At 48.2% G+C, this 17,838-nt stretch carries 21 protein-coding genes; 3 read left to right on the forward strand and 18 right to left on the reverse strand.

The window, feature by feature from the left end:
- Positions 1-11: 11 nt before the first annotated feature.
- The 9 genes from AJ81_RS08840 to AJ81_RS08880 form a co-directional block, all read right to left on the reverse strand.
- Positions 12-365 carry an intracellular sulfur oxidation protein gene (locus AJ81_RS08840; protein WP_031505322.1) on the reverse strand — a complete coding sequence of 118 codons (354 nt, stop codon included), beginning with the start codon at positions 363-365 and terminating at the stop codon, positions 12-14.
- 11 nt (positions 366-376) lie between these two features.
- Complete coding sequence (locus tag AJ81_RS08845) at positions 377-733, reverse strand: DsrE/DsrF/TusD sulfur relay family protein (protein WP_031505323.1); 357 nt, start codon at positions 731-733, stop codon at positions 377-379.
- 3 nt (positions 734-736) lie between these two features.
- Positions 737-1,732, reverse strand: coding sequence for a YeeE/YedE family protein (locus AJ81_RS08850; protein ID WP_031505324.1), 996 nt, complete (start codon positions 1,730-1,732; stop codon positions 737-739).
- A gap of 22 nt (positions 1,733-1,754) precedes the next feature.
- On the reverse strand, positions 1,755-1,994 hold the full coding sequence (locus tag AJ81_RS08855) for a sulfurtransferase TusA family protein (protein ID WP_031505326.1): 240 nt from the start codon (positions 1,992-1,994) through the stop codon (positions 1,755-1,757).
- A gap of 144 nt (positions 1,995-2,138) precedes the next feature.
- Positions 2,139-2,822 carry a phosphate signaling complex protein PhoU gene (gene phoU / locus AJ81_RS08860; protein ID WP_031505329.1) on the reverse strand — a complete coding sequence of 228 codons (684 nt, stop codon included), beginning with the start codon at positions 2,820-2,822 and terminating at the stop codon, positions 2,139-2,141.
- A gap of 13 nt (positions 2,823-2,835) precedes the next feature.
- On the reverse strand, positions 2,836-3,591 hold the full coding sequence (gene pstB / locus AJ81_RS08865; RefSeq protein ID WP_031505331.1) for a phosphate ABC transporter ATP-binding protein PstB: 756 nt from the start codon (positions 3,589-3,591) through the stop codon (positions 2,836-2,838).
- Positions 3,584-4,387, reverse strand: coding sequence for a PstA family ABC transporter permease (locus tag AJ81_RS08870; protein WP_031505332.1), 804 nt, complete (start codon positions 4,385-4,387; stop codon positions 3,584-3,586). Before AJ81_RS08870 ends, pstB begins: the two co-directional genes overlap by 8 nt.
- A gap of 4 nt (positions 4,388-4,391) precedes the next feature.
- Entirely contained in the window at positions 4,392-5,261 is an 870-nt protein-coding gene (locus AJ81_RS08875) for a PstC family ABC transporter permease (RefSeq protein WP_064462379.1), read from the reverse strand.
- Positions 5,261-6,100, reverse strand: a complete 840-nt coding sequence (locus AJ81_RS08880; RefSeq protein ID WP_031505336.1) for a phosphate ABC transporter substrate-binding protein PstS — start codon at positions 6,098-6,100, stop codon at positions 5,261-5,263. The genes AJ81_RS08875 and AJ81_RS08880 overlap by 1 nt, the downstream gene beginning before the upstream one ends.
- Before the next feature lie 123 nt (positions 6,101-6,223).
- Between AJ81_RS08880 and AJ81_RS08885 the strand changes: the two genes are divergently transcribed.
- From AJ81_RS08885 to AJ81_RS08895, 3 genes are read left to right on the forward strand one after another with little or no spacing between them, the layout of a single operon-like run.
- Positions 6,224-6,874, forward strand: coding sequence for a response regulator transcription factor (locus AJ81_RS08885; RefSeq protein ID WP_031505339.1), 651 nt, complete (start codon positions 6,224-6,226; stop codon positions 6,872-6,874).
- On the forward strand, positions 6,852-7,622 hold the full coding sequence (locus AJ81_RS08890) for a sensor histidine kinase (protein WP_231845470.1): 771 nt from the start codon (positions 6,852-6,854) through the stop codon (positions 7,620-7,622). Before AJ81_RS08885 ends, AJ81_RS08890 begins: the two co-directional genes overlap by 23 nt.
- 54 nt (positions 7,623-7,676) lie before the next feature.
- On the forward strand, positions 7,677-8,159 hold the full coding sequence (locus AJ81_RS08895) for a C-GCAxxG-C-C family protein (protein WP_064462346.1): 483 nt from the start codon (positions 7,677-7,679) through the stop codon (positions 8,157-8,159).
- Positions 8,160-8,919: 760 nt separating this feature from the next.
- On the opposite strand, the gene AJ81_RS08900 is transcribed toward AJ81_RS08895, so the two are convergent.
- The 9 genes from AJ81_RS08900 to AJ81_RS08940 form a co-directional block, all read right to left on the reverse strand.
- Positions 8,920-9,162 carry a thioredoxin family protein gene (locus AJ81_RS08900; protein ID WP_031505343.1) on the reverse strand — a complete coding sequence of 81 codons (243 nt, stop codon included), beginning with the start codon at positions 9,160-9,162 and terminating at the stop codon, positions 8,920-8,922.
- Positions 9,163-9,185: 23 nt separating this feature from the next.
- Positions 9,186-10,274, reverse strand: coding sequence for a permease (locus AJ81_RS08905; RefSeq protein ID WP_031505345.1), 1,089 nt, complete (start codon positions 10,272-10,274; stop codon positions 9,186-9,188).
- A 1-nt stretch (position 10,275) separates the two neighbouring features.
- Positions 10,276-10,581, reverse strand: coding sequence for an ArsR/SmtB family transcription factor (locus AJ81_RS08910; RefSeq protein ID WP_144316867.1), 306 nt, complete (start codon positions 10,579-10,581; stop codon positions 10,276-10,278).
- Between the two features lie 91 nt (positions 10,582-10,672).
- Entirely contained in the window at positions 10,673-11,539 is an 867-nt protein-coding gene (locus AJ81_RS08915; RefSeq protein ID WP_051368771.1) for a hypothetical protein, read from the reverse strand.
- A complete protein-coding gene (locus AJ81_RS08920) occupies positions 11,520-12,728 on the reverse strand; it encodes a GAF domain-containing protein (RefSeq protein ID WP_051368772.1) in 1,209 nt (402 codons plus the stop codon). Before AJ81_RS08920 ends, AJ81_RS08915 begins: the two co-directional genes overlap by 20 nt.
- Positions 12,709-14,106 (reverse strand): exopolysaccharide Pel transporter PelG, encoded by a 1,398-nt coding sequence (gene pelG / locus AJ81_RS08925; protein ID WP_031505352.1) that lies wholly within the window; start codon positions 14,104-14,106, stop codon positions 12,709-12,711. Before pelG ends, AJ81_RS08920 begins: the two co-directional genes overlap by 20 nt.
- A complete protein-coding gene (gene pelF, locus AJ81_RS08930; RefSeq protein ID WP_031505354.1) occupies positions 14,087-15,490 on the reverse strand; it encodes a GT4 family glycosyltransferase PelF in 1,404 nt (467 codons plus the stop codon). Before pelF ends, pelG begins: the two co-directional genes overlap by 20 nt.
- Before the next feature lie 57 nt (positions 15,491-15,547).
- Positions 15,548-16,261 carry a DUF3298 and DUF4163 domain-containing protein gene (locus AJ81_RS08935; protein ID WP_031505355.1) on the reverse strand — a complete coding sequence of 238 codons (714 nt, stop codon included), beginning with the start codon at positions 16,259-16,261 and terminating at the stop codon, positions 15,548-15,550.
- 169 nt (positions 16,262-16,430) lie between these two features.
- Positions 16,431-17,834, reverse strand: coding sequence for an L-fucose/L-arabinose isomerase family protein (locus AJ81_RS08940; protein WP_031505356.1), 1,404 nt, complete (start codon positions 17,832-17,834; stop codon positions 16,431-16,433).
- Between the last annotated feature and the right edge of the window lie 4 nt (positions 17,835-17,838).

The following is a 17,838-nucleotide window of genomic DNA, read 5'->3' on the forward strand; positions in this document are numbered from 1 at the left end:
TTCATCACCTCTCACATGAAAATGACGTGATCGAACTGTTGGAAGAGCTCAGTAAGTTGATCTTTGTTGATGATCTTTGGTGCAAAGTTTTCATCGATCTCTTTCACCCTGAATTTTTCGAGATCTTCTTTCACAACATAAACAGGCGTGCCGTAATTCCTTATGTATCTGTGGCAAATGGAAAGTGGAAGTAGACCAAGCATTTCTGGCTTCGTGTTCTTAGAAACCGCAACGCACGCCTCGTCCAACAAGAGCACGGCGGGCTCCAAATCTTCACCGTACATACCAAATGCGGTTCTGAAGGCTTCGTTCACCCATATACTACCCACGGGAGATTGATACGCCACGAACAACAGCTTCTTCATCATCTATCACCTCAAGCCATGAGGTTTATGAAACGATCGCTGGTCGCGAGCAACTCTGCGAGCTCTGGTAAGCCGCTGGGATTTGCACCGTCCACGATCATCTCTGCTGTGATGCCCCTGTAATCCATGCATATACCGCAGATGTCAACTTTGATTTTACCCGCAGCTATCATATCTTTGATCTTGCTGGGGATGTTTCTATCTACCCGCAATGGTTTGATGTTCTTGTTGATGCACAGCACTGAGTCCGCGAAAAGAAACAGATTCACTTCGTGTCCCTTTTCTACTGCCGCTTCGGCTATCTTGAGTGCCGTGTCCAAATCTTCGTACGTGTAAGGAGGTACCATCACTTGGATCGTTATCTTCATAACTCATCTCTCCCTACCGAACAAGAGCCAAGCCATTGTCCAGTTCCCAAGGATGAAGAAGATCGAGGTCAAGATTGACGAGATTGCAAGCGTAGGAACACCAGTCAAGAAATGGCCTATATTGCATCCACCCGCGGTTACTGCGCCGAATCCCATGAGTGCCCCGCCCACCATGACTTGTAGATAAGTCTTCGGATCTCTTGGCATGCGGAGCTTGAACTCCTTCGCTGCGATAGCAGAAATCATCGCACCAATGATGATACCCAACACTTCGGCGCCGATCCAGTTCACTTGCTTGTTGGTGGTGTAGACGGACAGTATGTTTGTCCAACCACCTGTGATGCCCAAGCCGTAGTTTCTGCCAGTCGCAGCACTCGCCCACCAAGCTATGGGTTGAAGAATCGCGATCAAGATCGCGGCCCAAATCCAGTTCAATTTTGTCTCGCGCTGGGACGTCTTTGTTCCAAAGGCATACCACAGTAAGATTGCGGCAAAGATCAATGTTACGATCCACGGATTCACGTTGAAGATCGTGGCCAAACTGGGCCCAACTTTTGGTGCATAAACAGTGCTGTTGGGCGTCACCGTCACGCTGAAGTTTGTGAGCCAGTTCCTCCAATTCGAGAACAAGCCACTACTGGTAGCCTGCGCGGTCAGACCGAAGATCAGTCCTGCCAACCAAGATGTCGTCATGCCCTCACCGATTCTGTAAGTTACACCCGAGGCACAACCACCGGCAAGGACCATTCCAAGGCCGAAGATATAACCACCAACGATGTTACCGACCCAGTTCAGAGGCATTGGTGCAAGCTTTATAACACCCATCTGAGCGAAGAGCAACAGTGTGATCGACTGCAGAGCGATCGCCAAGGCGGCGAGTTTCATGAGATAGTTGTCTTTGAAGATGAGAACGTCCCTGAAGGCTGAATTGAAACAGATTCTACCTCTTTGAAGGATCACGCCGAAGATGATCCCTATCAAGAGTCCGGTCCAGATCACGATCTCTACCTCCTCTCAGCTCTCACTTAACTTTGATGTATATCTTCCATTCACTCTTGCCGACTTCCTCGATCTCGAGAACCTCATGGCCGAGTTTCTTCACTGTCTCCGGGATCCTTTCCTTAGAGAGGGGATAGTCGATCCACACCTCGAGTATCTCTCCAGGCTTCATGTCCTTGAGGGCTCTCTTCGTCTCAACGTCCGGTATTGGGCAGACTTCTCCTCGAACATCGATGGATTTGCTCACCTGATACTTCGCCATTTGATCCACCTCCTGTTTGTGAAAAAAGTATCAATCGCCAACTAAATGCTAAATCCATTTGTTTTACTTTGGCTTGAGTGAACGTTACGATTTGGCAACTATGACAAGTTAAGGACGGCAGGAATCCCAAGGAGGAAAGATTGTTCAATGCTGGGGCCTCATGATTTTCTTGAGTTGCTCTCCAGTCTGCATGAAATAAAGCTTTTCGCAGATGTTCGTTAAATGGTCCGCGATGCGTTCGAGGTGTCTTATCAGGAAGGCTTCTTCCAGATAGACTCTCATCATTCTTGGATTGGTTTCGTGGCAAGCCAAATCGATGAGGTTGTCGTGTCCTTCGTTGTGGAGTTTGTCAACCTCATCGTCTCTCTTCCAGACCTTGATGGCAAGGTCAAGATCCTTGTGTTTCACCGCATCGACTGTCTGCTGAAGCATGACGCTGATGATCCTCATCATCTGATTCAGGGTCTCCCAACTCGAGAAACTTTCCAGACTCCTTTGAACCTGTCGGCTCAACCGCGCGATGTTGACACATTCGTCCGCAATCCTCTCCAAATCTATTGAGAGACCTATCATCGCAACGACGAACCTCAAATCTTCCGCGAGCGGTTGATACTTCGCGATCACGTCAAAGGCCGTCAACTGAATCTGCACATCGAGTTCATCGAAGTAATCGTCCATCTGTTCTATCTCAGCAATGATCCTCTCATCGCCCGATTTAACAGCGTAGAGAGTTTTTTCAAAGAAATCTTCTACACCGTCGACGAATTCCATGAGTTTGCTGTTCAGAAAGAGCATTTCTTTTTCGTAATGTAAAGTCCTCTCTGTCACGTCGTTTTCCTCCTCAGCCTATTTTACCCGTCAGGAATTGCTTCGTGACTTCGTGCCTTGGCATCTTCACGATGGCGGACGTCTCTCCGTTTTCTATGAGTCGACCCTCGTAGAGGAACACTACCTCGTCGCTTATCCTGAGTGCCTGTCCCATGCTGTGTGTGACTATGACCACAGTGTATTGCTGGGCGAGTTCTTCGAGCAACCTTTCGATCTTCGTCGTGGCTATCGGATCGAGCGCACTGGTGGGCTCATCCAGCAACAAGACTTCAGGTTCCACAGCCAACGCCCTTGCGATGCACAGTCTCTGTTGCTGACCTCCCGAAAGTTGAACCGCAGGCTTTTTCAGTTTATCCTTCACTTCATCCCACAGAGCCGCCATGCGCAAGGCTTGCTCAACCTTCTCTCTCAAGATGCTTTTCTTTGTAACGCCGTGTATTCTCAAACCGTACGCGATGTTATCGAAGATCGACATTGGGAAAGGGTTTGGTTTTTGAAAAACCATGGTAACTCTTCTCCTGTATTCTGTGAGATCTTTGATCCGGTATATGTCCTGTCCTCTGAACAGAATCTGTCCCTTCAGAGAGAAACCAACGATCAGATCGTTGAGCCTGTTCAAACATCTGAGCAACGTGCTTTTTCCGCATCCAGAAGGCCCCATGATCGCAGTTATGCCTTTCTCTCTTATTTTCAAGTTCACATTTTGCAACGCACAGTGATCGTTGTAGAAAGCGTATAGGTTTTTTATCTCAAACACAACTTCACTCACGTTTATTCCTCCTTGTTATCTGCACTACGGAATAGATAAACATCATGATCAATACCATCAAACTGGCCATGCCCTTTGCCATCCACTGCGAACTCTCTCCCAGATTCATCACGATCGCATAGATGCTCGTGGGAAGCGTCATAACTGGATCTGTCAGTTTGCCCAGCAATCTTGTAGAGTAGAAAACGGCTCCCGTAACCAAAATAGGAGCAGTCTCGCTGAAAGCTCTCCCAAGCGTGAGCATCAGGCTCGTCAAGATACCGTTTCTGCTGGCTCTCAAAACCATCAACGTTGCTTGGAGTTTGTTCGCACCGAGAGATATCACACCTTCTCTCAGCTCCTTTGGTACGGCCCTTAAAAACTCCACGGCGCTGTTCATGAAGAACGGTATGGACATGGTGGAGAGTGTCAGAGAAGCGGAGATCAAGGAAGTTCCAAAATTGAGCTTGATGCAGAAGAGAGCGAGGCCAAAGACACCATAAACTATCGACGGTACACTGTTCATCGTAGCCGCAAGTGACTGAAGGAAGAGCGAAAACTTCCTTGGCGCTATCTCGCTCAAGAATATCGTTCCAACCAATCCGACAGGTATCGAGATTGCGAATACTAAAGCCATGAGCATCAATGAACCGACAAGCATCGGGAATATTCCTCCCTCGCTCATCGCGCGTCTCGGCCACGCTGTGAAGAAACCTGGCCTGAAAAGGTACGGCAGACCCGAAACAACGATGCTCACCAGAACAAACAACATTGCGAGAAAGACTGCATAGCTTAGGATTCTCAAAGTCCATCTCATACGATCAGCCCTTGATCCATCGTTCGAGTTTTCTGGTGATCATGTTGCTGAGTACGTTCAATATCAAGCACCCAGTGAGCACAAGAAAAGCTATGAAGAATAGAACGCTGTAGTGCAAGCTTCCGACAGCAACTTCACCGATCTCACTGCCCAGAGTCGCAGTTAAAGGCCTCACTGGATCCAAAAGCGACTTCAACAACATGTTTGCACCCCCAGCTACCATAAGCACGATCATGGTTTCTCCAAAGATTCTGTTGAAAACAGTGAGCATAGCGTTGACTATGCCTGCTGCTGCATGTTTCAGTTCGATCCACGTCACCGCCAAATCCTTTGCCCCAAGCGCAATGGCACCTTCTGTGAGCTGTCTTGGTACCTTTTCGAGAGATTGGAACGTCAAGCTCACCATAAACGGCAACGTCAATACGCTGAGCACGATGGATGCATTCAGGAAGTTCTGTGCCGACCATGCGCCAAGACGCAGGAACCAGTTTCCAAGGATCAATACTCCGAAAAGCCCAAGAACAACTGACGGAATACCACTCACATATTCCAAAACCCTCAGAATCAACTCACGCTCTTTGTTCAAAGCGTACTTGTGTAGGTAGATCGCCACGCCGAGACCGATGGTCCAAACCCACACGCTTGTCCAGACAGAAAGGATCAGAGAGTTCAAAAGCATCGTGCCGATCCCAAACTCCGGTTCCACTTCCCAGACGGGATACCAGTTGGGAGAGAACAAACCAAGCCCAACTTCTTTGATCGCCGGGACGGATTCGCTGAAGATGAAAAACACTATCGCGAAAAGAGCTGCCGCAACGACGACGGCAGCCAAACTCGTGAGCGAAACGAATATGAAAGAAACCGTTTTTCTCATCATTCACCCGTTCCGTACGCCGGAACGTAACCTGCTTCTCTCACTATTTTCTGCCCTTTGGGTGAGAGAATGAACCTGATGTAATCGGCCACCACGCCTTCCGTTGGCCAGCTAAAGTTGAAACGCTTCAGATCGATGAAGACGAACAGAGGTCTACTTATGGGGTACGTTCCGTTGATGACGTTCTCCACACTTGCTGCAACACCGTTGACCTTGAGAGCCTTAACTTGTGATGTGACGTAACCCATGCCCGTGTAAGCTATCGCGTTGGGGTTTTTCGCAACGCTTTCGATCTCAGCTTGGCTGGATTCGAGCATCTGCACTCTCGGGCTCAGTTTGGCGCCACCGAGAACTTTTTCCACCCAAGTTTCGAAGGTTCCACTCGCGGTGTTCCTCGAGTAAACAACGATTGGTCTCTTCGGAAGCTTGGGATCAACCTGGTTCCACTCGGTGATCTCGCCGGTGTAGATCTTCTTCAGCGTTTCTATAGATATGTCTTCCAGTGGCAGACTTGGATGGACTATGGCAGAGAGCGCGTCGTAAGCGATCAGGATGGGCACGAAGTACCCGCCGGCTTTCTGCATCTCTTCGATCTCACTCGGTTTGAGGAACCTACTGGCGTTCGCTATGTCCGTTGTTTCGTTGAACAACGCCTTGATTCCCGTGGTCGAACCTGCTCCTTCCAGAGTGACGACCACATTCGGATGGATCTTTTGAAATTCCTCGACCCAGAGCTGTGCGATGGGATAAACCGTGTTGGAGCCTTTGATCACGAGAGTTTGAGCGTTCACAATGAGAGTCACGACACCAATGAGTAAAACGAACAACCACTTCTTCATAACTACACCTCCTTCGAATTCGTCCAAAGACATTCAAAATGAAGAAGTTTTAGTGGGTGTGTAGTAGTATCAAAATTCTTTAACATACTCGTGGCATGATCTGGGTCGGGAGGCATCGAGAAAGTGGCGCGTGTGTTGGTTGTAGAGGATGAAGAAGACATACTTGAAGTGGTCAGTCGGTATTTGAAGCTCGATTCACACGAGGTCCTCACCGCAAAGAGTTTGGAAGAAATGTACGAAGTACTTGAAAAAAGTTGTGTCGATCTGATCGTGCTCGATCTACTGTTGCCCGACGGTGATGCCATGGATGAGATCTCTTCGATCAAGATCATGTGCCCAGAAACGTTCATCATCGTTCTGACGGCGTTACGCGAGGACCGTAACAGGATTTTGGGTCTCGAGCTCGGCGCAGACGACTATGTGACCAAACCTTTCAACCCGAGAGAACTCGTTGCGAGGGTGAGGGCGGTGATGAGGCGAAAGGGCAGTCTCGAGAAGGTTTTGACTTACAAGGACATGAAACTCATCGTGCACCAGAGGGCTCTACAGATAGGCGAAGAAGCGATCAGTCTTTCCGGCAAAGAGTTTGACATACTGCTTTTGATGTTTCAAAATCCCAAGAGAGTCTTCAGCCGGTACGAAATACTCGAGTACGTGTGGCGTGGATCTGAGAGGAGCGATCGAATCGTGGACGTGTACATGAGCACGCTGAGAAAGAAGATCGGCAAGGAAAGGTTGGTGACGGTACGGGGTGTCGGCTACAAGTTGGGGTGAGATCATCAAAGAGCACAGACCAGTTCTTCTCATCAGACCAGACGTGCTGGTTTTCTATCCATCTGAGGGCGATCCGTGGACTGAAAAACAGATCCTGTCGGACTCAAAAACGTTTTTTGTGAACGCAGTCGCCCACGAGCTGTTCTCTCCACTGAGCGCGGTGATGGGTCTTCTGGAACTCGCCAAGGAAGGAGACCGTGTTCAGGAAAATCTGTTGAAAATGGAACGACACTTGAACAGGATGCAACGCATCTTGGAACAGCTCATACTCCTTTCGAAGATAGAACAGGAGAACTACCAACCATTCGTTCGCAAGATCGATCTTGGACAGGTCCTCAAAGAAGTCGTACATGAGTACGAACAGAGAATAGCTCAGAAAAGGCTCTCGCTATCGCTTGAAAAAACCAACATGATGATCGAGGCTGATGAAGAAGCGTTAAAAATAGTTCTCAGAAACCTCATTTCGAACGCCGTGAAGTATGCGAAGGAATCAAGTCACGTGGAGATCAAGACAATCGGGGATCTGCTCTCGGTCCGTGACGAAGGTCTTGGCATACCGGAGCAGGAACTCAAGAACGTCACAGCCCGCTTCTACCGGGCTAAGAACGTGAGAGGCATCTCTGGTTCAGGGCTTGGACTTGCGATCGTCAAGCACATCCTTCGGAGACTGAACGTCACATGGGCCATACACTCAAAACTAAACGTTGGAACGACGGTGTTCCTGGAACTCGTTGGGGTTGAAGAATAATTCATCGTGTTGGTCCCAAACTTCAAGAAAGGACAAGAAAGGAGATGTTTATGTATGACGGATAGAGCACTGGAATTGTTCGATCAGGGCTTCAATTGTGCTCAGTCTGTTTTTGCAGCGTTCGCGCCAAGTTTCGGTCTGGAAGAATCGATTGCGCTCAGAGTTGCCGCAGCTTTTGGAGGTGGTATGTCGCGATGTAACGGCGTGTGCGGTGTGGTCTCAGGAGCTCTCATGGTCCTTGGTATATCAATGAACAGCGCAGACAAGGATGCCAGAGAACAACTTTACGCGATATCGAAAGAGTTTGTCGAGCGTTTCAGATCAGAACATGGATCCATACTCTGTGCCGAATTGCTCGGATGCGACATAAGCAAAGAACAAGAGTTGAAAAGAGCAAGAGAAGAAAACAGATTCAAAACAATCTGTCCCAAGTATGTGAAAGCGGCAGCAAACATCGTGAAAGAGCTGCTACATGCTCAATACGTAGATCAACGAACGTCGAGGATCTTCATCAAGCCAACGGCCGGCAAGAAATAGAACATATTATGAAATAATCATATGATGATAAGACTATATGTTCTTAAGCCAGTATAGGTAGCCTGATTCTTAACCGTAAAGACAAGATAGTCAATACGTCATCCTTTAATGCTGTATCTAAGAGCGTGACCTGTCATGTACTTATTGTAATCATAATATATCTATACCTGCCGGCACACCTACTAAGATCTATTCTGTTATATATAAAAACATTCCAGTCTTAATCATTTCTGACTCACACCTTTACTCACCCCATTTCTATCACAGCTGCTCAACCTCGTCTTTTGTAGATCAACTTGACTCGCTGGTTTAGTCCCTGAGCAATGAGAGCCTAAGTGAGAAAACGACTACACCTGAGAGGGCCCGCAGCAGGGTAACACTCACCGTTGCTGTGTGCAATATAAGGTACATTATATTGCGTTCGCCACACTCACTTAGAACAACTGATTCCACCAAAAAGCTACCTCACACTCATCACATCCCTTTCGTAAGCAACCAGCATGAGGCGGTGAGAAAATTATCACTCACCCTCATCCCACAAACAGAATGGCGAAGATGAAGATGCTCTTTGCAGTGTTGCCGTTAGCCAAGATTTTCCTGAGGCACCACGCCAATAAAAATCTGCCTACCTAACGGACGTCGCCTATTCTATAAGATTTGTCAAAGCGCTCGTCTGAAATGAGCTGTCGCGAGCACACTTAAGCACAAATAAAAAGGCGGCTGACAAGATAGCCGCCCGATATGACTTTTCACAAAACTCTCAGTTTTGCATCAAAATCTCCTTTGCTTCCTCCAATGTGGGTATCTTACCGGTGAGCACGATTTTTCCATCCACCGCTATGGCGGGTGTTGCGACGATCCCGCGGCTTACGATCTCGTTGATATCCTCCACTTTCTCCACTACGGCATCCACACCGAGTTCCTTAATCGCCGTCTCCATGATCTTGATAGTCTGCTTGCACCTCGCGCACCCTTTGCCGAACACTTCCACTTTTTTAGCCATTCGAGATCCCTCCTTCGAGTTTTTCAATCCACGACTCCGTACAACATTCCAAAAATTGTGGAGAACAGCACCACCAAGGCGAAGTACGTGAACGCCTTCTTCTTTCCGAGCAACTTCGTTATCACGATCATGCTCGGCAGACTCAACGAGTTTCCAGCCATGAGCAGAGCGAGCGTTGGACCTTTCGCCATTCCAAGTTCTCTGAGTGCTTGAACGATGGGAACTTCTGTCAAGGTTGCGAAGTACATGAATGCACCTATCACCGAGGCCACTAAAGTCGACCAAAGATCGTTTCTTCCAAGCAGACGGACGACGATCTCCTCTGGTAAGAGCTTGGTGATCACACCCGCAAGAAACACTCCAACGAAGAGATAGGGTAAGATCTTCTTGGCAAAGTCCCAAGTTTCAGAAAGCCAGAGCTTAGTTTTTTCTCTTTCAAAACCAAACGTTGCCATCATCAGTGTGGAAGCTCCTATCAAGCCCAAGCCAACGTTCTTCACGTTGTTGTTGATCCTCAAACCCGCAAGGATCATGAAAGACAGTTGCAAGAGAAAGAAGACCACACCGCGAAGATCACCTTCATTCCCTTGAGCAGTAACGAACCCACCACTTCCCTTCTCTCTGAACAGAAGCTCCATGGTCAATCCGATAAAAACGGCAGCCGTGATCGTGGCAAGCATTCTTGCGATTCCCAAATCCCATCCAAGCACGCGCGCAGTCAGAAATATCGCCGCGACGTTTATGGCAGGACCAGCGAAGAGGAACGTGGTGGCCGGTCCTATCCCAGCACCTTTCTTGTATATACCTCCAAAAAGCGGAAGAATCGTGCAGGAACAGACCGCCAAGATTGCTCCACTCACCGCCGCAACTGGATAGGATACGAATCTTTTCGCGTTCGGACCAAGAAGTTTGAGAACAGCATCTTTTCTAAGCATCGCAGATATCGTACCGGCGATGAAGAACGCAGGGACCAAGCACAACAGAACGTGCTGTCTGGCATAGTCGTTGAGCATTTTAAAGCCGTTGAGGATGCTTTGAGCGACGATCGGAGAGTCGAAAGGTACAAAGTAGAAAAGTACAAAAACCAGTGCGATGAGCAGAAAGATCTTCAGTTCACTCACTCAGCGTCATCTCCTTGGTTAAGAAACTCTCAACGTCGTTCAAAAGATGTAGCAGAAATTCGTTCTCTGCGAGTCTGTAATGAATCGTGTTTCCAGTCTTCTGTGATTCAACTAATCCAGTCAGCCTCAGGACCGCGAGGTGTTGAGAAAGGTTCGACTGGGTCGTGTTCAGATGCGACATGAGCTCACACACGCACATTCGCCCGTGTTCTTTCAAAAGCAACACAACCTTCAGTCGCGTTGGGTGAGACAGAACTTTGAATATCTCCGCCATCCTTTGAAGATCCAACGCAATCAATCCTCCGTTTTAAATATATCAGTATATTCGAAATTTTTCATAAACCCGGTGTATCGTTCTTCAAACGAAACACTCAACCGCGCCCACCGTGTCAAGGCAGGAAGAGCTTTAGATCGCTCACCTCGCTCAAGTATCTTGCAAGGGTCTGATAATCCCTCTTTCTCAGTTTTTCGAACAGATACCTTGCTAAGAGCTCTCTGTCGTGAGTTTTTTCGTAACCTAGCAAGAGCTCTTGTTCATCTTTTGTCAGATAGTGCAACACTTCGTAGCGCACTGGCTCATGCTCGCTCACGCGTTCAAGAGACTGTCTGAGTATCCTCTCGAGATCCTCTCTCAAAGTCCCCTTGGGTATGTCGGTCTTGAGATAGAAGTACAAATGTGCACAGAAATCTTTTGGATTTGCGCACAGTGCGATCGTTCGATCGAAATGGTTCTCGATCTCTTCGAGTGCCATAGTAGCCCGCAGCGCCACATCCATATGTGGATCTCTCAGCAAAGTTCTAAGATATTTCATGTTCTGTTCCACATTCAATCCCGAAATCACGTTCCTGACGATGTCCCTCACGACCTTCTTCTTCTCCTCAATGCTCCCCACGGCCAAGATCGCCTTGATGGGGAGTGTTGATAAAACGTCCTCTTCAACGGTTGTGCGAATTTCGCTCGGAAGCTCAAGCTTAAAGAAACCCTCCAAACGTTTATTCCTCAACGGCACCACGAGGAAGAACCACGAGAAGGGATAAACCAGCGCGAGCAGCGCCGTTTCGGACAAGCTCTCGAAATTGAAGTAGAACAAAACAGTTGAAACAACGATCAGACCAACGCTGAGCGGGATGAGCTCATAGACCAACAGAATCAACGACGAGATCACGGTGAACAAGTTCAGCGCGACCAAGAACTTCCTCACCTTCGGCTCGTTCGTCGATTTTTCGTCGGGACGATCAACAAACCTCCAAACCACTGATTTTCACCAACCTCTCGAGCACTCTGGCTTTTCCGTTACGATCACACACGGGCAACAGCGCCCTCAAAACGACGAAACCGTCCTGCCTTTCTGCGAACAGAACGTCGGTCTTCCTGAATTTGCCAATTACTTCGTTGTGCAGCTCTGAGCTGTACTTCAAGCAAATCTCCTCGAATGGTATGCCGAACCGATCCTTCCTTTTCTGCAACACTTCCCTCTTCTTGATGTAATATGTTTCATCCCAAGTGCCATCGTCTTTTTTGTGTTTCATCCGTGCGATCTTCTCTTGTTCAAAGATGATCTTCGCATTGGCGTACATCCAATCTGCGACGGCTTTGATGTACCTCACAAGCACTTCGGAAAACTTCTCGTAAGGGACATCCTCCACCACCAGTACCCCGAACGGGTTCGACCCCTCACCCATCACGATTGCGAAGAAAGGCTCATACGAAGTTATCTCTTTCTTCAGCAAGACCCTTGGAAGCGTTGAATAACCATTCTCGAGCGCATCTTCGATCACTTTGGAATGGCTCACCTCCAATGCATTCGGCAATTTCTTCGCACCGACTCCAGCGACGAACCTCAGAAACCGCTTCTCTTCGTACCTGTACAAGTTCAGAGAGTCCAGCTCGAAGAACTGCGCGATGACCTCCACGGCCCTCGTCAGCATCTCGTCGAAATCCAGTATCTCGAGTTCTCTCAACCTTTCCAAGAGGACGATCAAACCTTCGCCTTCGAAGTATATCCTCGACTGCAGTTGGGTGATAATCACCTTCATTCTCTCGATGCCTTGGATCAAGTCGTTCTTTTCCAACTCGATTTTTTTGATCTCGTTTCTCAGGTCCCTGATCTGTCTGTTGAAGGTTTCGCCAATGATCCCCACCATCGCACCCACCGCAATGGTGAAGATCCTCAACTCGCTTTCGATAACGATCTCCTTCGCAATCAGGGGGAAAACTTCGAAGATCAAAAGACACGAGATAAAGATCAAAAGACCGTATCTCGCAGACCAGAGGAAAACGAGTGCGATTGAGATGTACACTGCGATTTTCACGTCGAAATGAAAGCCCTTCTGAGCCAACCAAACAGAGCCCAGAAAGATCAAAAACTCAACGACTTGAAAGATCATCTTCTGCCAATCTCTCAGTTCTCGAACCTTCTTTCGTTCACTCCTCAACGTTCTCATGCACGATCACCTGCCGATTTGCGATCCCTATCTCTCTACGAATGAACTCGAAGTGCAGAAGATCTTTGTACACCCTCTTGAAACTCAGCCACCCGTACAGTGTGGCAACGGAAAAGCCAACAAGGAAACCCAACGCCGGGAAGGTTCTCAGGTAGAACAGCGACACCACGAGGTTCACAACAGAAGCCATCATCGCCGAGCGCATGGGTATCTCGGCCAAGTCGAAATAGTACGCCAGCAGAGAGACGTACAAGAATGCCCCATTGGCGGCCGCTCCGAGGATGCCAAAGCGCAACGCCTTCAAGCTGTACTCGTCGAACTGAAGTGTCCTGGCGATGTAGCCAGAGAGAGTGAGACCCAAGAGCACGAACACAAACTGAACAGCAAAGATGGTTTTCGTCGTTGAAGAGATGTTGTCGTCCAAGATGCGCTTGTTGATTTTCACGTAATTGAGTGTCCTGTTCTCCTCCAACGACTGGTAGAACATTCTGTACTTCAAGTAGAAGTTGGTCTCCAAGCTGAGCACGAAGAGGGTAAGAGTGGGGATTATGAACAGATAGGACAGAAACATGGGAATGTCGTAGGATGGAGCGAAGACGAACCCCTTGACGATGGGTTTTCCTATGTAGATCCACGCAACGAAGTCATCCACCCAAGCGCCCAGATAGGTCAAGACCCCGGTGATGGCTTGTGATTTGAACCTACGGATCGCCTGCCAGAAAAGTAAGCTTCTCGTTGGTTTTCTTCCAGTGTACAGGTATCTCTTCACGAACACGTGCAGGAAGAAGAGTATGAACATGAGTCCGAAATTGTAGCCAAGATAAGCGAAGTTCTCGCCTTTGATCTTGAAGAGTTGCACGCCCATGACCAACCCGAGCACGTTACCCACCCCGAATCCCACCAAGACGGGGGTGAAGACCATCATCGTCGTGACGAAGATCGTCTGAACCCACACCACTGTCAGAACGACCAGAGAGTAAGAAAAAAGCAAGAGTTTGAACCAATCGTCGATCCGACTGATAAGTGAGAAAATCGTCAAGAAGACGCCACTGGAGAGGACCGCGTACAGCACGGTCGAGGAGTAGAGTTCGTACATTTTCGAAAATTCTTTCCTGTATATGAGATCTGCGAGGTACCTGGTCACAGAGATCGACACGCCTCCAAAGAGCAGCGTCGAAAAGATGAAGCTGTACACCACGGCTGAGGTGAAGAAGAGAGTTTCGTTCCTCGGCAGAAGGACTATCAACAAAAACAGTGTGAGTGAACACATGATCCAAGGTCCCGCGCTCACGTTGGCTGAATAGAAGATGCTGACGATGTCCATCAAAAAAGAGTTTTTCTTCAGAAGCTTGTTGAGCTCAAAACCTATTCCAGCCACCCTTGACGACCTCCGTGTACAATTCTCTGTACGCTTCTATCATCCGCTGAAGCGTGTATTTTTCCTTGACGATCCTTTTTCCATTCTCAGAAAAGGTCTTCCACAACGATTTATCCTTGGCAAGCAAGATGAGTTTTTCGGCCATGGACACGTAATCACCAGGTTCAACCACGAAACCCGATTGACCATCAGGATCGAGCGCGATCTCGGCACAGTTTCCGACGTTGGTTACGACGGTGGGCAATCCACACGCCATGGCCTCGAGTTGAACCAAGGGTTGACCTTCGGAGACGCTGCTTATGAGCAGAACGTCCATCATACCGTAATACTTCGACACATCGGCTCGAGATGTGAAAACGACCTTGTCTTCCAGGCCGAGTCGTCTCACCAGTCCAACACATTTGCTGTAATAGTCTTCGTCTTCGTCGGTGGGACCTATGATGTAGAGTTTCGAATTCGGCACTTCCTTGATCACTATGTCGAACGCTTTGATACCCGTCGTTATCCCTTTGATCGGCACGACCCGTCCGACGATCGCGATGTTGAATCCGTCGTGCTCGGTTCTCTGTATCTTCGAAAACTTCTCCACGTCGATGCCGTTGGGTATCACGCGCATCTTGCCGAAATCCGCGTTCAATTCCAGCTGGAAGAGTTGATTCTTCTCGAAAAGGGTTGTCAAAACATCGCACTCCATATAGACCGTCTCGCTTATGAGTCTGAAGATTTCTATCCAGGGTTTCTTGTACACCTCTGGCACGCTTGACGACTTCGTTATCTCGATCTCCCTCTCCCTGTGGTAGATTCCGTGCTCCGTCACGATCAGTTTTCCTCCGTGAACGTACTTTCCACTCAGAGCGCTGAGTGATGCGTAACCCGTCGTGGTCGCGTGGTACACGTCGGCTTTCGGTGGGAGCGACTGGATGGCGCTGAGTATGGGGACCATGAAACCTATCACGGTCCAGTAAAAACCCGTGAAACCCTCCTGAGGAAAGTACTTCTCGTAGATCTCCGTAATGAAATTCCAAAACGATCTTTCTTGCAGCACCCAATCCAAGTGTTTCCCCGCAACTGAACGGAGCACGCGCGCGAAGAAGTGTGACCTGTCTTCTTTGAGTGCTATCAACTGCCTCACGTTGTCGACAATCTCCTGCTCGTTCAACGAATCTTTCGACCTCGAAAAGTCACACGAGAAGAGGAGATACTCATAAATGCGTTTCAAATTCTTCGGCATTTTGTAGCTGAAAGGCCTGTTCCAACGCCAAGGTGCCAGATGGACCACGTCGAACTCGATGTCTGGCATGTTTTCGATGAGCATTTGAACCCAAGAAGAAACGCCACCTGTTATGTAGGGATAGGTTCCCTCCACCAGGATGCACACACGCATCTCATAGTCCCTCGCGGCCGGTTTTTAATTATTATCGGCTTAAAGTATCTTTAGATGTCAAAACGAGAGCTTCAGACCATCTTGAAACTTCGACCAAGGAATCGTGATGTCCAAGATTCCAAGCGCGAAAGGGCTAACAACGTATGGTGGAAAGTACAGCGTCAAACCGACTTTAGAAACGGTGAAAGCGAGCTGTTCCACGTTCAACCGTCGCAGTTCATCCACGGCGTTCGGAAGGAACAGTTCTGGTTGGCTCTTGAACTGTTCAATCAAATATTGTTTCATGAGTCCTTCGTAGTCGAAAGAGTCGTTGAAGAGATCCTTCAGTTTCAAAATCTTGCGTTCAACGAGATCGACCGTGTAGCTGAAAACGTTCAAATGCTCGTGTGCTCCACCCGTGTAGTGAGAAACGTAGATGACGCAACTCAAGAGCTCGCCTGACAGGTACGTCACGATCGTTCTGGACCACAAGCTGTAAGGCAGGCTCGAAGACAGTATCGGATCGTTTTGTACCCATTTCGCATCCTCGAGCACGCGATTCACGAGCAACGTGAACCTTTCTTCGATCTCCCCGTTGAAACTCTTCGAAAACTCCACATCCTTGGCAATTTTCAACCAAGGTATTCGAAGATCCACCTTGATCAGTTCGTTTTCGAACCTCTTTTCCAAGATCTTCAGCTCGATCAGATCGGTGAATTCACCTTGAAAGCTCAACGATACAGCTACTGAGATCGGGAGAAAAAGAAAAAAGATCAGGAGCAGCTTTCTCACGCTCACCACTCCTGATCGATATTGTATCATCTCGTCATAGGTAAAAGAGTTCAGACACCTTACTCTTCATTGTGGAGGCAATTGTGGAAGGCAACACCTATTGTCGTACGAGACGGCCCACGGGCTTTTGTGGGCTGATCCTGCAGAGAGCACTTTCACACCAGGTCATTTACCCCCTGTGCCAGTAAATCTCGATACCTTTGTATTTCTCCAGGGCTTCTTTGATAGCTTTGGCCGCTCGTGAGAGATTGATCGCCACATGGTGTTCAAAACCGTTTGAACATATGTAATTCATGAGCTCCTGCAAATTCTCAACACGAGCGATACCCCTCGAACCAAAAGTTTTTGGATCCTCAGGAACTATTTCACCTTCCCCAACGTATCCTATGAGCTTACCTTCAAGATCGTTACTGGACAATCTGAAGAACGTGAACGGACCAGACTTGATTTTTCCCGCACAAGCTCCATACGCGTTCTGACTACCGACGGTTGTACCTATCACATCGGCAAACTTTATCTCAGCGCTCTCATACACGGAGATTGGGAAATTCCCACAGTGGAACAGAATTGCTTCATCGTCTGAAGTGTAATTGTTGTTCCAATCGACGATCGCTGATGGCTTGCCTGAAGCCGCTTGTAATATGTACATGGAGAGAGCTCCCATCACGTCGACTTCGCAAGCGCTCGGCTTCAATCTTTCGCTCAACAAACTCATAACTGTGCACGGAGTGATGTGCAACTGTTTTTCCAGGATCGTCCAGCACTGTATCGAAACGGCATCTATTTCATTCTCCTCTAACCACCTTTCCAGGACTATGGACAATTTCGCCATCGTCTCCAAAGCTTCTCTTGGAACGATCCGAACCACATACTTTTTCTTGACATCCTCGATCCACTGATCGATCTTCTCTTGATCGTTGATCTGTTGGATTTTGAAAAGTATCTCGGACAGGTCTATAGTTTCCACGCTCACTCCAATAGCTTCAAGCAACTTCTCTGAGAACCTAACAGTGTTGAACGCGTTCGGACGGGCCCCAACTGCTCCAATTCTTACTCTCTTTAAGGATCTCACAATGTTGCAGACGCTGGCAAACCATTTTATATCTTGCTCGAAGAACATCGAATCGATGTCCTCAGTGTGTTTTGAAGTCAGAGAGAAAGGAATACCAAACTGCTTGAGGTTATTGCAGACAGATATCTTTCCGCAGAAACTATCCCGCCTGTGGGCTAAATCAAGCTTTTCAGGATCGTCATTGAAGGCATGAACAAGCACCGGAACGTTCAGACCACTCATCTTTATCGCCTGTGCGATCGATTTTTCATCACCAAAATTCGGTAGGGTCACTATGATCCCGTGGATGTTACTCGCGTTTTCAGCAAACAATTTCGCACATTTTTTTGCATCCGCAAAAGTCTCCACTGCTCCCAATTTTGTGTCCGCTGGTGATAGGCAGACGACATCGAAGCCCATTTCTTCGAGCTTTTTCATGATCTTCTCTCTACCGGAAGCAACCAGAGAATCTGGAAAGAAGTCCCTGTTTCCCACGATCAAACCGAAACACATCTTCTTCATGTCC

This window comes from Pseudothermotoga hypogea DSM 11164 = NBRC 106472 (assembly GCF_000816145.1).
In the GTDB taxonomy this organism is placed as follows: domain Bacteria; phylum Thermotogota; class Thermotogae; order Thermotogales; family DSM-5069; genus Pseudothermotoga_A; species Pseudothermotoga_A hypogea.

Coding starts and splice junctions, on each gene's coding strand:
- AJ81_RS08900 (WP_031505343.1), bottom strand. CDS start 9,162: ATGGCTAAAAAAGTGGAAGTGTTCGGCAAAGGGTGCGCGAGGTGCAAG.
- AJ81_RS08870 (WP_031505332.1), bottom strand. CDS start 4,387: ATGAGATGGACTTTGAGAATCCTAAGCTATGCAGTCTTTCTCGCAATG.
- AJ81_RS08875 (WP_064462379.1), bottom strand. CDS start 5,261: ATGAGAAAAACGGTTTCTTTCATATTCGTTTCGCTCACGAGTTTGGCT.
- AJ81_RS08845 (WP_031505323.1), bottom strand. CDS start 733: ATGAAGATAACGATCCAAGTGATGGTACCTCCTTACACGTACGAAGAT.
- AJ81_RS08895 (WP_064462346.1), top strand. CDS start 7,677: ATGACGGATAGAGCACTGGAATTGTTCGATCAGGGCTTCAATTGTGCT.
- pelF (WP_031505354.1), bottom strand. CDS start 15,490: ATGCGTGTGTGCATCCTGGTGGAGGGAACCTATCCCTACATAACAGGT.
- AJ81_RS08880 (WP_031505336.1), bottom strand. CDS start 6,100: ATGAAGAAGTGGTTGTTCGTTTTACTCATTGGTGTCGTGACTCTCATT.
- AJ81_RS08840 (WP_031505322.1), bottom strand. CDS start 365: ATGAAGAAGCTGTTGTTCGTGGCGTATCAATCTCCCGTGGGTAGTATA.
- AJ81_RS08855 (WP_031505326.1), bottom strand. CDS start 1,994: ATGGCGAAGTATCAGGTGAGCAAATCCATCGATGTTCGAGGAGAAGTC.
- AJ81_RS08920 (WP_051368772.1), bottom strand. CDS start 12,728: ATGAGAACGTTGAGGAGTGAACGAAAGAAGGTTCGAGAACTGAGAGAT.
- AJ81_RS08940 (WP_031505356.1), bottom strand. CDS start 17,834: ATGAAGAAGATGTGTTTCGGTTTGATCGTGGGAAACAGGGACTTCTTT.